General features: G+C 53.7%; 11 protein-coding genes. All 11 read right to left on the reverse strand.

From position 1 onward, the window contains the following. Window positions 1–2 precede the first annotated feature (2 nt). The gene (locus R0135_RS01700; RefSeq protein WP_407348536.1) at window positions 3–2,450 is read right to left on the reverse strand and encodes a heavy metal translocating P-type ATPase; all 2,448 of its coding nucleotides are present in this window, start codon (window positions 2,448–2,450) and stop codon (window positions 3–5) included. Between the two features lie 41 nt (window positions 2,451–2,491). Next, the gene (locus R0135_RS01705) at window positions 2,492–3,019 is read right to left on the reverse strand and encodes a FixH family protein (RefSeq protein WP_407348537.1); all 528 of its coding nucleotides are present in this window, start codon (window positions 3,017–3,019) and stop codon (window positions 2,492–2,494) included. 21 nt (window positions 3,020–3,040) lie between these two features. Then, window positions 3,041–4,450 (reverse strand): cytochrome c oxidase accessory protein CcoG, encoded by a 1,410-nt coding sequence (gene ccoG / locus R0135_RS01710; protein ID WP_407348538.1) that lies wholly within the window; start codon window positions 4,448–4,450, stop codon window positions 3,041–3,043. Window positions 4,451–4,547: 97 nt separating this feature from the next. Next, complete coding sequence (gene ccoP / locus R0135_RS01715; RefSeq protein ID WP_407348539.1) at window positions 4,548–5,423, reverse strand: cytochrome-c oxidase, cbb3-type subunit III; 876 nt, start codon at window positions 5,421–5,423, stop codon at window positions 4,548–4,550. Next, window positions 5,420–5,596 carry a cbb3-type cytochrome oxidase subunit 3 gene (locus R0135_RS01720; protein WP_407348540.1) on the reverse strand — a complete coding sequence of 59 codons (177 nt, stop codon included), beginning with the start codon at window positions 5,594–5,596 and terminating at the stop codon, window positions 5,420–5,422. Before R0135_RS01720 ends, ccoP begins: the two co-directional genes overlap by 4 nt. A 3-nt stretch (window positions 5,597–5,599) precedes the next feature. Further along, the gene (gene ccoO, locus R0135_RS01725; protein ID WP_407348541.1) at window positions 5,600–6,211 is read right to left on the reverse strand and encodes a cytochrome-c oxidase, cbb3-type subunit II; all 612 of its coding nucleotides are present in this window, start codon (window positions 6,209–6,211) and stop codon (window positions 5,600–5,602) included. 12 nt (window positions 6,212–6,223) lie between these two features. Next, entirely contained in the window at window positions 6,224–7,660 is a 1,437-nt protein-coding gene (gene ccoN, locus R0135_RS01730; RefSeq protein ID WP_407348542.1) for a cytochrome-c oxidase, cbb3-type subunit I, read from the reverse strand. Window positions 7,661–7,812: 152 nt separating this feature from the next. Then, window positions 7,813–8,421 (reverse strand): Yip1 family protein, encoded by a 609-nt coding sequence (locus R0135_RS01735; RefSeq protein WP_407348543.1) that lies wholly within the window; start codon window positions 8,419–8,421, stop codon window positions 7,813–7,815. Between the two features lie 127 nt (window positions 8,422–8,548). Beyond that, window positions 8,549–9,310: a fumarate/nitrate reduction transcriptional regulator Fnr gene (gene fnr / locus R0135_RS01740; RefSeq protein ID WP_407349859.1), complete on the reverse strand. Its 762-nt coding sequence runs from the start codon at window positions 9,308–9,310 to the stop codon at window positions 8,549–8,551. Window positions 9,311–9,410: 100 nt separating this feature from the next. After that, complete coding sequence (gene hemN / locus R0135_RS01745) at window positions 9,411–10,844, reverse strand: oxygen-independent coproporphyrinogen III oxidase (RefSeq protein WP_407348544.1); 1,434 nt, start codon at window positions 10,842–10,844, stop codon at window positions 9,411–9,413. A gap of 105 nt (window positions 10,845–10,949) precedes the next feature. After that, entirely contained in the window at window positions 10,950–14,915 is a 3,966-nt protein-coding gene (locus R0135_RS01750; RefSeq protein WP_407348545.1) for a DUF1631 family protein, read from the reverse strand. Window positions 14,916–14,969 lie beyond the last annotated feature (54 nt).

Here is a 14,969-nt window from a genome sequence, read left to right on the forward strand (position 1 = left end):
GCTTAAGACTCCAGGGTCGGCGCGCAGCGGCGCAGTCGCATGGAGTTGCCAACTACCAGAAGAGAACTAAGAGACATACCAATAGCAGCGGCCCAGGGCGGTACCCAGCCAAGGGCCGCCAGGGGTATGCCCAAAGCGTTGTAGCCCAGCGCCCAGCTAAAATTCTGGATAATCACCCGCCGCGTTTGGTCCGCGACCGTCAGTAGTAGCGTGATTTTTTCAAGATTACCGCTCATGATTACAAAATCAGCCTGAGCCTTGGCCAGATCCGTAGCGCCGGCAACCGCGATAGATACATCGGCGCGCTTTAATACCGGCGCATCGTTCAGTCCATCACCGACCATCAGTACCGTGGCCCCGGAATCTTGCAAACTGGCAACTCTGTGAAGCTTGTCCTGAGGCGACAGGCCGGTAGCGACTCGGTCAAATTCCAATGCCTTGCCGAGTTGCGTCGCTCTGGGTGAGGCATCTCCGCTTAACAGTTCCGTAGCGATTCCGCGCTGTCGGAGTCCCTCGAGCACTGGAGTCGCTTCTTTATTGACCTCGTCGGTGAGGCCCAGCCATGCCAGTGCCTCTCCGTCCCTACATAGGCTTATCCAGTACAAGGGCTCTTGAGGGGGAGGGGTTAAATTGGGCACGATCTCTTGACAGAAGCGCAGCGACCCCAAGCGTATCCTGCGATTGTCAACGAAGCCTTCGAGTCCTTCCCCGACGATGTAGCGAACGTCCCGAACATCTGCAATTTCGCTGGAGGATGTGAAAGCGCTGGCCAGGGGGTGGTTGGAATGACGCTGTAAGGCGGTCGCCATAGCGCGAACGCTGCGCTCATCATATTTGTCGCTTAGCACTGCGACACTGAGCAACGAGAAGTCGCCGCTGGTTAGCGTGCCAGTCTTGTCGAACAATGCGACATCCAGTGTCGAGAGGGCTTCAAGAGCATTCTCGCCATTGACGATCACGCCTTGGCGGCGCAGTAAACTTGCGGCATTGGCAAGACTCGCTGGCGTCGCCAGCGATAAGGCACAGGGACAACTAATGACCAGCACGGACAGCGCTATCCAGAACGCTCGGGATGGATCGATTTGCCACCAGATCAGAGCCGTGACAGAAGCGATTAGTAGGATTCCAGCGATAAAACCTGTGGCTATGCGATCCGCCAGCTTTGCGACCGCCGGTTTGTCGTGTCGCGCGGCATCGATAGATTTTTGTAGCGCCGCCAGTCGCGTATCTGCGTAGCTTCCGGTGGCACAAACCTCCAAAGAGTCGTCTATGTTGATGGTCCCTGCATACACGGTGTCACCCGTATTCACAGTCCTGGGAAGCGCCTCGCCGCTAAAGCTGTCCTCTCGAACCGCACTGTTACCCCGGCGTATTTTTGCGTCAATAGGGATGATGTCGCCTGCTCTGAGTAACAGACGATCGCCGGCCTTTACCTGGCGGCGAGGAACGCGCTCCCAGGCATCGTCAATCCATACCTGGGCAACATCGGGCAGGGTCTGTTCTGCGTCTTGCCAGGCCAGGGCGTCGTGGTAGCGCAGGCGTTTTTCCAGAAATCGCGCGAGTAGCAACAAAAATGTGAACATCACTACTGAGTCAAAGTAGACCTCACCTTTGCCAAGAAGGCTGGCATAGGCACTTGCACCGTAGGCCAGTCCAATGGCCAGGGCTACCGGTAGGTCCATGACCAGTGCGCCGAACTTCAGATGACGCCAGGCGCTTTCGAAAAAACCTCGCGCGGAGTAAACAACGACGAATGTTGTCACGAGTAAGCTAAAAAGACGCATGAGCCCCTGATATTCAGCGCTGATACCTTGAATGTCACCGGCATGCAGCGCAATGGCAAACATGCCTACCTGCATCATGCCTATGCCAGCCACTGCCAGTCGTCGAAGGTCTTCCCGGTACTCTTGTTTTGCCTGGTCCTGTTGCAGGCTGCTTTGCCAGGGTTGTACTCGATAGCCAAGACTTGCGACGCGCGCGAAAATATCGCTCATGGACAGCTGCTTGGGGTCAAAGCAGATATCGAGACGACTTTGGCCGAGATTTAGCGTGGCTTGGTGCACGCCTTTCATACGTTGAAGCGTGGTTTCTATGAGCCATGTGCAGGCGGCGCAGCTCACGCCGCCCAGTAGCAGTCGGGCATTACTCAGTCCTGTACCGTCTGTATGCGAAAATTGGGCTGCGAGCACAGGATCATCGTAGATAGCAAAACTCTGCTGCTGCGATTCGAAATCGGCAGCTGGCCGGTCATTAAATGCGGTGCGTTGCTCGTAAAACCGTTCCAGCCCGCTTTGGGAAATCATGCTTGCTACGGCGCTGCAGCCGGGGCAGCACATTGGCCTGGATTCTCCGCCGATCTCGATGGCGAAGTTTGATCCAGCCGGAACATCATCGCCGCAATGGAAGCAGGCGAGGTTTTGCACCGTGGAAAGGGTTTCAGCGCTGTTCAATGCGGACTCATAGGTGATTTCGGTTGTCCCTCGCCCGATATCTAGGGCCGCGAGGGGGCGCTGCTAATGAAGTCTTCGGCAGCCAGAGAGCCATCAAGTCGCCACTGGCTATCGCTTGCTTCCATTGTCCAGTGCCAATTGGGCGAGAGTTCAGCGGGAAGCTCTGTTTGGTAGAGTCCGGGCGCTACCTCCGATAGTGTCACAGTAAAGTCTCGGTCTGCTTCCAGAGGATGGGAAAAGCGTAACACGAAGTTCTCCGGGCTAAGCTTCCCACTGAGGCGAACCTGCGCGCGCCGATCGAGTACTTTGATTTGTGCTGAGATACCCAGTTCCTGGGCAATTGCCTGCTTGCCCAGTTCCTTGTTTATCGCGAGCCCGTCTTTGTAGTAGTTATCCACCACGAGGTCATCGGAGTAACGGTTGGCAATATAGAGCGTGCTTAGCCCAGCGATGACCACTGAGCCTGGAAGGGCAATGAGAAACCAGGGCCAGAACTGCTGATACCAGGGCTCTTCGTCTTCTTGCCAGCGTGAATTTCTTTGGGGTTTAGGCATGATTACGGTTCGCATCGATAGTCCCTGAGTAAATCACTATAGCGGTTTCATGAAGCGCGATTCGGTACTTGCCCGGATCGAAGGCATATCCTGGGCAAGGATCTCAAACCTGAATGCCGTGCTTGGCAACGTCAGCGCGGAAGCCTCAGCAGCTACCCGCAGAGTGATCTCCCTATCCTCACTTGCATCCAGCTTGTAACTTTTATCCCCTTTAATCTGGGCGCCGTCTATACCGCTGATGCTGAGCATGTACTGATGGGGTGATGTATCCATATTGACAATGTGTAGACGGTAAATGTTCTCGATACCGCCATCGGCGGTTTCGACGTAAAGGTTATTCCTGTCGCGTATTACCGTTAGTTCCAGCGGAATTCGCGACGCAATATTGTAGCTAAATACCCCGACCATCAGGCAGAGCATGACGATATAGCCGATTATCCGAGGACGCAGCCAATGCGTTTTTCCGCCCTCAAGTTCGCGCTCGCTTGTGTAGCGAACGAGCCCGGGCTCGTAATCCATTTTTCGCATAACAGAGTCGCAGGCATCAATGCACAGTGCACAACCAATGCACTCGTACTGCAGTCCATCGCGAATATCGATGCCGGTGGGACACACCTGGACGCATAATTCACAATCTATACAGTCACCGAGGCCTGCTTCTTGGTGGTCCAGAGACTTTTTGCGAGATCCGCGGGGTTCTCCTCGCCCGCTGTCATAGGAAACAATCAGTGTGTCCGCGTCGAACATCACGGACTGAAATCGCGCATAGGGGCACATGTATTTGCAGACCTGCTCGCGCATCCAACCGGCATTCGTGTAAGTGGCGAGGGTGAAAAAGACCGTCCAGAGCAGCGGCCACTTCCCAGTTTCCGCAGTGGCTAGTTCGTAAACCAGTTCGCGCACGGGATAAAAGTAGCCGACGAATGTCATGCCGGTCATGAATGCGATGAATAGCCAGGCGCCGTGCTTGGTGAGTTTTCGCGCAAGCTTGTTCATTGACCAGGGCTGTTTATCGAGCTTTATACGCTGGTTTCGCGTTCCCTCAACCTTTTGTTCAACCCACATGAACATGCTTGTCCATACGGTTTGAGGGCAGGTGTAGCCGCACCAGATACGTCCTGCAGATACGGTAATGGCAAACAGCAAAAAAGCCGCAATAATCAGCAAGAAAGCCAGCAGAGAAAAATCCTGAGGCCAAAAAGTGATGCCCAGGATGTGAAACTCTCTTTCTGGAAGATCGAACCAAACCGCTTGTCGGCCGTTGATGTTGATCCACGGGATGCAGTAATACCCCAGCAGCATGGGCCAACCCGTAAACATGCGAAGGCGCTGGTAAAAGCCTTCGATCTTTCTGGTGTAAATTTTTTCGCGCTTTTGATAGAGGTCAAGTTCAGCGACCTCTGCCGGTGCGATCTCCTGGACGTTGATGAGATCCGGTTCGGACATAATATTTACCACTGCTTGTAATGAGTGGCCACTGCCGTGGCGTTAAACCCCGGTGAAGCCGGGGCGTTTGCCTTCGGTATTTATTTTAATGATGGCGTTACTTGCTGAGGCCGTAGATGTAGGCCGCGACGAGGTGAATCTTGTCTTCACTGAGTGTATTTGCAAAGGCGGGCATTACGCCATTCCTTCCCACACGCAGACTGTGAGCGATCTGCTCCTGGCTGCCGCCGTAGAGCCAAATGCCGTTGGTGAGGTTGGGGGCTCCCATGAGCGTGTTGCCCTTGGCTTCGGGGCCGTGGCAAGCAACACAGTAGGTTTGGTAATGCTTTTCACCGGCTTGGACCAGCTTAGGGTCTGCTTCCCGGCTGTTCAGTGACAGTACGTAGGCGGTGGCTTCGGCAATGCCGTCTTCACCTAGAATACTCTCCCAGGGAGGCATGGCAGCTCGACGCCCGTTAACGAGGGTGTGCTTGATGGCATCGGCGGAACCGCCATAGAGCCAGTCATCATCTGCCAGATTGGGGAAGCCCAGGGCGCCCGCCGCATCCAGTCCATGGCACTGGGAGCAGTTATTGCCGTAGATGCGCATACCCATCTTGCGCACCTTGGGGTCCTGGTAAATTTCCTCGATGGACATCGCAAGATACTTATCGCGCATCGCTCGAAATTTTTCGTCAGCGACAGCGACTTCCTGCTCATGCTGAGTCACGGAACTCCAACCCAGCACGCCCGGGAAATTGCCCATACCGGGATACGCTATCAGATAGCCAATACCCCAAATAATGGTAATGACGAACATCGCAAACCACCAGCCTGGGAGAGGGTTGTCCCACTCTTCGATGCCGTCGTAAACGTGCCCCGTGGTTTTTTCGTCGACGGCATGTCGTTTGCGATTGGCAAACAACAGCCAGGTCACCAATATCAAGGTGACAATTGTTAATACGATTACCCAGCCACTCCAGAAGCTAGTCATTGTTCGGTTCCTTCTTTGTTGCCACCTTGCGACGGTGTGTCATCGGCAAAGGGTAGGTTGGCGGCTTCGTCAAACTCTTTTTTTTGCTTGCTGCTGTAGGCCCAAATTACGAGCCCGATAAAAGCAAACAACAAAAATGCGGTACTGATACCTCTAAGGTCATTGATATCCATCGTCTAGCGTCGCGTCTGGATCAGTGTGCCTAGCTGTTGTAAGTAAACGACCAGTGCATCGATTTCTTTCTTCCCAGCTACTGCGCTTGTCGCGCCTGCGATGTCGGCTTCTGTGTAGGGAACTCCGAGCTTTTTGAGGGTGTTCATTTTCACAGGGGTAAGTTCGCCGTTCAGATCATTTGCGAAGAGGTAAGGGTAAGCGGGCATATTGGACTCAGGAACTACATCTCTTGGGTTGTAGAGATGCGCGCGATGCCAGGCATCGGAGTAGCGCTGTCCAACGCGTGCCAAATCGGGCCCTGTACGCTTTGAGCCAAAGAGGAAGGGGTGATCGTAAACCGACTCCCCGGCTACCGAGTAGTGGCCATAACGCTCCGTTTCTGCACGCAAAGGACGGATCATCTGCGAGTGACAGTTATTACATCCCTCGCGTATATAGATGTCCCGGCCCTCCAAAGCCATCGCTGTGTAGGGCTTCAGCCCGTCTACAGGTTCGGAGAGTTTTTTCGAAAATATCATGGGAACAAGCTCTACTAATGTTCCAAAGCTAATCGCTACGATGACCAGTACGATGAGCAGTGGAACACTTTTTTCAATTTTCTCGTGAGATGACATGGGGTTCGCTCCTTATGCCGCGGCGGCTGCAGGCGCCGCTACAGGCGCATCTTTGCGAATTGTCATATAGACGTTATAGGCCATGATGAGCATGCCTCCCAGGAAGATTGCACCACCCAGAACTCTCACAATCCAGCCTGGATAACTGGCGACTACGGACTCGACAAAAGCGTAGGTGAGCGTTCCGTCCTGGTTATAGGCACGCCACATAAGACCCTGCATGATGCCATTGACCCACAGTGCTGCGATGTAGAGGACGGTCCCAATGGTGGACATCCAAAAGTGCACGTTGATCAGGTTGGTGCTGTACATGTCCTCTTTGCCGTAAAGCTTGGGAATCAAGTGATAAAGGCAGCCAATGGAGATCATCGCAACCCAGCCCAGGGCGCCGGAGTGAACGTGACCGATGGTCCAGTCGGTGTAGTGCGACAGAGAATTAACGGTCTTGATGGACATCATGGGACCTTCGAAGGTCGACATACCGTAGAAGGAGAGGCTTACGACCATGAATCGTAGAATGGGGTCGTGGCGCAACTTATGCCAGGCCCCGGACAGAGTCATGATGCCGTTGATCATGCCGCCCCAGGAAGGAGCAAGCAGGATCAGGCTCATGACCATGCCGAGGCTCTGCGCCCAATCCGGCAGGGTTGTGTAGTGGAGATGGTGAGGTCCCGCCCAGATATAGACAGATACCAATGCCCAGAAGTGCACGATGGAAAGTCGGTAAGAGTAAACGGGGCGCTCAGCTTGCTTCGGCACAAAGTAGTACATCATGCCGAGGAAACCTGCGGTGAGGAAAAAGCCAACGGCATTGTGGCCGTACCACCACTGCACCATAGCGTCCACCGTACCCGCATAGGCTGAATACGACTTGAGTGTTGCGCCCACGGGGAGGGCAGCGCTATTGAGCAGATGCAACACCGCGACGGTGACGATAAACGCGCCAAAGAACCAGTTTGCTACGTAGATATGACTGGTTTTACGCTTTACCAGCGTGCCAAAGAACACTACCGCATAAGACACCCAAACAACGGTAATGAGGATGTCGATCGGCCACTCGAGTTCGGCATATTCCTTGCCACTGGTAAAGCCAAGCGGCAGTGTTATGGCTGCGCAGAGAATCACCAGCTGCCAGCCCCAGAATGTAAATGCGGCGAGTTTATCGGATATGAGTCGAGCCTGAGTTGTTCGTTGAACCACGTAGTAGGACGTGGCAAACAGCGCACAGCCGCCAAAGGCAAAAATCACTGCGTTAGTGTGCAGGGGGCGTAAACGTCCAAAGCTGGTCCAGGGTAAGCCAAGGTTTAGTGCTGGCCAGACCATTTCTGCGGCGATGTAAACGCCTACAAACATACCCACGATGCCCCAGACCACGGTCATGATCGCGAATTGTCGTACAACTTTGTAGTTGTAGACAGGGTGTTCCAGTGCTGCGTTCAGTTCGCTCATGCTTGTTACCTGTAGTCCCTGTTAGGCCCTGTGAATCTTTGATAGACGAGGCTATCGCAGTGGTGTCGTATTGGTTTTTCGCACGTCTTCTGCAACGCGCGTAAATTTATTCGTCTCTAATTAATAGCGGTTTTTCTTGGCTGTCGGTACCCTTAGCCGTCAATAAAGGCTGGAGCGGCGCCAAAGTCCCAGGCCAGAATTGAAACGACCATGATCGAGACCAGCAACACAAGCCCAATGGCTAAAATGGCGCTGGAAAACAGGAACCCGCGCTCCTCAGGAATCTTCATCACGATGGGGATACCAAGGTACATGAGATACACAGCCCAGCTAACGGCAACAACGCCGATGAGTAAGTCCACCCAAAGCAAGGGATAAAAACCTACGAGACCCGCAATAAAAAGAGGCGTGGCGGTCAGACCTGCGATCATAATCCCTTTGGCAATGGTGGAGTTCTCGGCACCATAGGTGCTGGACATCCAATGTATGGCGTAACCAATCGCTGCGACGCTGGCCACCATTACGCAATAGAACAGGATGTTGACCTGCATAGCGCTATCGTCGGTTAGTTTTATGACTTGCTCGTAGCTGCCCACGGTCCAGCCCACATGGCTGGTACCCCAATACCAGGCGATGGCAGGGAGCAAGGCGAAAACGAAAGGATAGATAACCAGCAGATTTTGCGAGCTTTCGGGTAGATCAGCGATGCTTTGCCATTGCTGTCTTGGTTTGAACAGCAGTCCAAAAGTGTGCTGGATCATTGTTTTTTTATCCCCTGGTGAACCCTGTGACAGGCGGCATTCTAATTGAGTTGCCGCAGTATTCTTTGACTTACATCAATAAGCAACGCAAGCGCCCTAATTGAGGCTTGCGTGCGGACCGTGAGGCCTAGCGTGCGTCTGCGACTTTACGTAGGGCTTCAATGTCGAGAATTTGTATTTCTTTATTCTCCACATCCAAAACCTTGAGTTTTTGTAATCGGCTGAAGACGCGGCTGACCGTCTCGACGGTGAGGCCGAGGTAATTCCCGATATCAACACGCGACATACTGAGTCTGAACTGAGTCGCACTCAGTTGTCTGCGCGCGTTTCGTGTGGAAACGCTAAGGAGTAGGGCGGCCACGCGCTCGTCGGCGGAGCTTTTGGATAGAAGGGTGATCAGCTGTTGGTCTTCGGTAATCTCACGGCTCATGAGTTGAAAGAAGTGCCGCTGCAGATGCGGCATTACTGCACTGAGTTTTTCCAAAGAGCTGAAGGGGATTTCACACACTGATGCTGTTTCCAGCGCTTTTGCCGAGGAGGCATGAGAATTATTGCTGATACCGTCCATGCCAAGGATTTCGCCCGGAAAATAAAAGCCAGTAACTTGCTCGCGACCATCGTCGGTGGTGCGGTAAGCCTTGATGGTGCCGGCTCGCACGGCATATACGGACTGGAAATCATCGCTTTCGCGGTAAAGATGCTGACCTTTTTGTAAGGGTTTGCTGCGCTGGACGATTCGATCGAGTTCATCGATCTCTGTTGCTTCCAGAGAAAAGGGCAGACAGATAGCGCTAAGTCGGCAGTTGCTGCAGTTGACCTGAAAGTCGTGGGTGCAGGGCGTCGGTGACGAATTATCAACACCCGCATTAACTTCAACACCTACATCTATAAGTCGCGTATTCACTGCTGTGATCATCCCCATACCGGCTGTGTCACAAGTTATCGAGCTGCGTGAAAAGTGTCAACTACGCTTTACTTTGATGGGTGAATTAAACTGTGGCAGAGAACCTTGTTTTGCCGCTTTCAGTGTGGTGCTCGAGGTGCTCATCGAAGGGCATACAAAGGTTGCGAAGGAAAGGTCTTCCGGCGGAGGTCACCGACAAACGTTGTCCATCCCACTCTATAAGCCGGTCCTCAAAAGCTGATTCAAGCCCGCTAAGTGCCTGATTAAAATGTGTGTGAAAGTCGATGCCAAATTCTCGCTCGACCTCGGCAATATCCAGACTCAGGTCGCAAATTAGTGACATTATTACCCGCCGCCGCAGCTTGTCTTCGCTGTTAATCAGATACCCTTTGGCAATGGGAAGTTCGCCAGCCTCCAGCAGCTCATAATACTTGGGCAGTTCGCGGGCGTTTTGTAGATAGAAGTCACCCATTTGGCTGATTGACGATACCCCCAGTCCCAACAGGTCGTCTGCCAATTGCAGTGAGTAACCTTGGAAGTTGCGTTGCAGGCGTGTTTCTTCCTGTGCTTTTGCCAGGTCATCATCCGGCAACACGTAGTGATCCATGCCAATGTACCTATATCCAGCGTCCTGTAAGGTCGCGCTGATCATTTGCGCAAGAAGCAGTTTCTCTTCGGGTTCCGGCAGATTGTGACGATCTATGGAGCGTTGAGGTAAGAATCGTTCCGGGAGATGTGCATAGTTGTAACAGGCTATGCGGTCCGGACGCAGGCTGATCACCTTGCGCAGGGTCTCGTCCATGCTGAGGTGGTCCTGGTAGGGGAGGCCGTAGATCAGATCAAAGCTCAGTGACCGAAACCCGTGGGCACGCACAGCTGAGACGATATCTGCCACTTGAGCATAGGGCTGAATCCGATTCACGGCCTTCTGCACAGCTGGATCAAAGTCCTGTACGCCAAGGCTTATACGATTGAATCCAACGCCTTTTAGCAGCGCAATGGTGGCGGGAGAAACGGTCCTTGGATCTATCTCGATGGAGTACTCGCGATAGCCTTTGTCTAACAGGCGAAAGCGACTCGCAAGATTGTGCATGAGCTCAGTGACTTCACCATCATTAAGGTAGGTGGGAGTGCCTCCGCCCCAATGCATTTGCGTCACGGGGCGGTCTTTGCCCACGAGCTGACTTTGCATATCCAGCTCTTTCGTCAACTCTTTAATGTAATGTGCAGCAAGACCTTGTTTGCGAGACACCACTTTGTTGCAGCCACAGTAGTAACAAATGTCATGGCAGAACGGCAGGTGGACGTAAAGTGACAGGGGGTCCGCATGACTGTCTTTGTAGCTTTGCCAGTTTTTGTAACGGCTTAGGTCGAAGTCTTGTGAAAACTGCGGTGCGGTCGGGTAGGACGTATAGCGCGGGCCGCTGGTTGCATATTTACGAGCCATCTCCATGCCGGCCTCCCATTCTCTGGGTAGTCGGCGTGTTTGTGCACCATTGGATCCTATGATTTGATTCATTGTCTGCGCTACGCCAGTTACCATTCCAAAAAAAGGCAGGCTAGCAGGAGATGCTGGCGTTGATCTTGATCCACATCAACACCGGTGGGTAGAGACAGCGAGAGCTTAGGTTTCCAGATTAGCCAGTTCGTCGGTCACTTCATGAAGTTCACGGGGCATACCTATGCCCCAGCCCTGGAGGTAGTCGATGCCAATCTCACGCAGGGCGGGAACTATTTCCATGTTCTCGACGCATTCGGCAACGGTTTTTTGTCCCAGAAAATGCGCCAAATCATTAATGGATTTGGTCATCGCATAATCCGTGCTGCTCTTATGAATATCTGTAATGAACGTGCCGTCGATTTTTACATAGTCAACAGGGAGCTCTTTGAGGTACTTGTGGCTGGCAAGACCTGTGCCGAAATCATCCAAAGAGAACTTACAGCCAATATTCTTCAGCGTGCGAACAAAATCGGCGGCCCTGGGTAAGTTGTCGATAGCCCCGGTCTCGGTGATCTCAAAGCATAATTTGCTGGTGCCAACGCCGTATTCCGAAATTTGCTCCAAAACATAGTCAAGAAAGTCGTTATCGGTAATGCTCGTACCAGACAGGTTGATGGAAAGTTCCGGCACCTCTTTTTGGGTATCCATCAGTTGTGATATCCACGCGAAGGTCTCTTTTAGTACCCAGCGATCTACTAAGGTAACGTAACCGAAACGCTCTGCGGACATAATGAAATCCTGCGGCGATTGTAGCTCTCCGTTGTCATCACGCAGCGATAACAGTACTTCGTAGTGATGCTTTGCGCCTTCGCGCCCATCCACGGCACTTTGCACAATAGGTTGCGCACGAAGTACGAGGCTGTCGGTGGACATGGCATCATCAAGCTGTTTACGCGAGCTGGCGCGCTCGAGTTTGTAGTTCATTACCTCTTCTTGGTCGATATCAAACACCACGACCTGGTCCTTACCTTGAGTTTTAGCGAGGGTCAGCGCCTGTCGTGCTTGCTCCGTAATAGACGCTGCACTTGCACTGGTTTGCAGCACACTGGCGATGCCTATGGACACCGTGAAGGAGATCATCTCACCGTTAATGGTCAGGCTGCTTGAAGCAATGTCCGTGCGAATCTTGTCGGCAATACGCCGGGCCTCTTCGGTGTCCCGGTAAGTGAGGAGAATACCGAACTCATCGCCTTCCATTCGCGCGGTGAGTGCTCGGCGATCATTGATCTGCGCAAGTAATCGCCCGAATTCGCTGAGAACCTGGTCACCGCTGGTGTCGTCAAACACATCGTTAACCAGTGCAAAGTTGTCGATATCCAGTAGCAGGAATGCGTGCTCGCTGCCCTTTGCCTGAGCGTGTCTGAGGGTGCGTTGGAGTTGATAAAGCAGCGATTCTCCATTAATCAGTTGTGTGATGCTGTCGCGGTTTCTGTCAAAGCTCAGTGTTTTCTGTGCCTGCTCCAAAGTCCCGAACATACTCTGGTCAAGGACTGACATTTCGTCCACGGGGGTGGGCATCTGCGCTCCGCGACTGAGCTGCCGCGCCAGTTGAATAGCGCTCATTTCGGCAATTTTTTGACCCCGCTCGTTGACGAAGGCAAATTGATCGCGATCCTCGCTTACCCATACGAGACGCATTTTTCTTTGTCGCCCGTCTGCGCCGCGGTAGCGAAGCTTTGCGCCAGGCTCCAGTGCTTCGACGCGATGAAGCCAGCGACGCAGGCGCGGTAGCTGTTCTACGCGTTGCGAATCGAGAGGCCTGTGCACAGGGGTCTTCGGACTGTAGCTTGTTGTGTCAACAGGCGCTTTGCCCGTAATCACCGCGTTTATTTTGCGCAGGGCATTCTCGTGCGCTACCGAGCCCGGGTTGGAGCTATTGAGTCGTCGGTTAAGCGCCTCAAGTCGGCGCTGTACTTCGCGAACTTCCGGCTCAGGGACACCACCTTCGCTGGACTCGCGAAAATCCTCCACCAGAGTGCGAAGGAGGGCTTCTTCCTCCTGCCAGGCGATACTGTCCTCGCCGTCACGCAGTGCGATTTGTACCAGTGCTGAGCGCCAGCCACCGTCGAGCAGGTCAAGGAGTGGGCGCGGTGCGTGCTCGGTATCCAGATTTCGCTCTAGCAGACGCTCGACGCTTCGTTGAGCACTGTTGAGCCTTTCCTGGCCCTGTAGCCCGCTGATGACCCGCTCAATGTTTCGATCCAGCGACCGATTCTGTTGCGACAGCAAGGTATCCAGCTCGCCCTGGGCGTCGGCAAACACTGCACTGTCATCGCTGTAATTTTCAGCTACGCGCTCGACTATGGCAGCGACTTTCTTTTGCAGCGACCGATTTAAAGTGTGGTCCGCGCTAGCCAGTTTGGAAATCTTGTCCAGTAGCTTGTGTGCAGGATGTTCCGGCTGGGCAAAAAAGCGCGGTTCCTGCAGCGATAAACGAGCTAGAGGAACCCGCAGTCGCGCCAGGCTCGGTGCCATATCATCGCTGACTTCAAAATTGCGGCTCAGGGTTTGAAAAACCGTATCAACAAAACTCAGCCTGTTGGCACCGTCTCTCTCCAGCTGAGAGTTGTCGGCCAGGCCACCGAGGTCTTTTACCAGACTTTCCAGCGGCTGCAGGTTTTCCAGGGAGGTACTTTGCGGCTGGGAAGCCTGCAGTGCGAGCAACGCGTTCAGTAGTTGAGTTTGGTCTACGGTAGCTGCCGGGGCTATGGCGCCACTGGCTTCTGCTGTTCCCCGTGCCTGGGCTGGCGCCTGGCCATCGCTAATGAGCTGTCCCGCAGCGGACTGGACGCCATCGTCTGACAATCGTTCGCGAGTAGTATCCAGAGCGCTGATAACTGCGTCATACATCGCATCATGTTTGCTGCCAATACCCTTGGGTGCGGGTCGACCATCCCCGGATCCGCTGGCTGCGTGATTGGCAGTTGCGTTGCCAGAGTCAGCTTGTCCCGTAGCGCGGTCGCTTTCACCCCGCGTCTCCGGCTGTGTACTGTTGGATATGCTTCCCACGGGTGAGCTTTGCGTGGGCGGGCTATCTGTGTTTTTCGGTGCTCCTGCCTCTGATCCCGGGCGCGTTCGCACGGTGGATTTGATGATGCGCTTTTCTACCGGATTCAAGAGAGAGCCATTCTCGCGAATATCTTCTTCCAGTCCCGGCTCGACGCCAGCGGCAATAAACACGGCGTTGAGTGCCGGATACAGTTTCTCTAACTGCGGGGCGTAAGCCTCGTAAAACATGGCTAGAGCGTCTTGGACTACCACCGGACTATCGCTAATGGCCTCAAAGGCATCCATAAACGCCTGTAAAACATAGGCTGGGTGGAAGGGCGTTCGTGCTCGTCGAGGTTCCCGGTCAGCGACCAGTGCTGTGCGGATGGTCAGGCTCTCGAGCTCGACCCGGTGCTTCTCGATAAGATTGTTGACTATTTTGTCTACGGCCAGTTTCTGGTCCATCTCATCCAGGGCGACGAGATCGAGGTTTCTGGCCGAAGCCGCCTCCAGGTCAGCGAAGGTTTGGCCATCACTTTCTTTTTCAAGCGTTTCGACGCTCGATGCGAGTCCTTTCGAAAAGTCCTCAAGAAAATCTTCATTATTGCGTTTAAGAACGTTTAACGCGTCGTAGTGGGCGTGTTGTCCGGAAATGCCGTAGCGCGATGACGTTGAGAGATCGAACAGGCGATCGCCAAGCTCTACCAGGAATCGCCGCATCTCTTTATTGAGCTGTTCGTGGCCAAGAGTGAGCATCTCCCCGATGAGTCTCTCAGCCTCTTCGGGTCCGGGTAGCCAGAGTATGGAGTCAGGGTCCATGACCTCTAAGACCAGATCCGGCAAATCCTCATCCGGTGCGATGAGTACTTCTCGAGAATTCACTGTCTCGATGCTCCCGGAGATGCTGATGTGTGCCTCTTCGTCATCAGGAAGTCCGGCAATAACCAGATGAACAGGCAAGCCCTCCGGAGGAAGAGGCGAGATTGACTGTTTGGGCTTTAAAAGCAGTGAGCCGGCGTCGGTAATTTCTGCAACACCAGCAAAACGAAGGCCATCGGGCAACCGAAGATAAGCGGGTAACGCAAGCCTGTTATTGCTCATAAAGTTTGCAGTCTCTTTGCGTGACGCGCACGCACGGTTGCGTGGCAGCGTCGC

This window comes from Congregibacter variabilis, from assembly GCF_045689235.1.
Lineage (GTDB): Bacteria > Pseudomonadota > Gammaproteobacteria > Pseudomonadales > Halieaceae > Congregibacter > Congregibacter variabilis.

Bases quoted from the DNA above. Each gene is read 5' to 3' on its own strand.
- R0135_RS01705 (WP_407348537.1), bottom strand. From the start codon at position 3,019: ATGCGAACCGTAATCATGCCTAAACCCCAAAGAAATTCACGCTGGCAA.
- ccoG (WP_407348538.1), bottom strand. From the start codon at position 4,450: ATGTCCGAACCGGATCTCATCAACGTCCAGGAGATCGCACCGGCAGAG.
- ccoP (WP_407348539.1), bottom strand. From the start codon at position 5,423: ATGACTAGCTTCTGGAGTGGCTGGGTAATCGTATTAACAATTGTCACC.
- R0135_RS01720 (WP_407348540.1), bottom strand. From the start codon at position 5,596: ATGGATATCAATGACCTTAGAGGTATCAGTACCGCATTTTTGTTGTTT.
- ccoO (WP_407348541.1), bottom strand. From the start codon at position 6,211: ATGTCATCTCACGAGAAAATTGAAAAAAGTGTTCCACTGCTCATCGTA.
- ccoN (WP_407348542.1), bottom strand. From the start codon at position 7,660: ATGAGCGAACTGAACGCAGCACTGGAACACCCTGTCTACAACTACAAA.
- R0135_RS01735 (WP_407348543.1), bottom strand. From the start codon at position 8,421: ATGATCCAGCACACTTTTGGACTGCTGTTCAAACCAAGACAGCAATGG.
- hemN (WP_407348544.1), bottom strand. From the start codon at position 10,844: ATGAATCAAATCATAGGATCCAATGGTGCACAAACACGCCGACTACCC.
- R0135_RS01750 (WP_407348545.1), bottom strand. From the start codon at position 14,915: ATGAGCAATAACAGGCTTGCGTTACCCGCTTATCTTCGGTTGCCCGAT.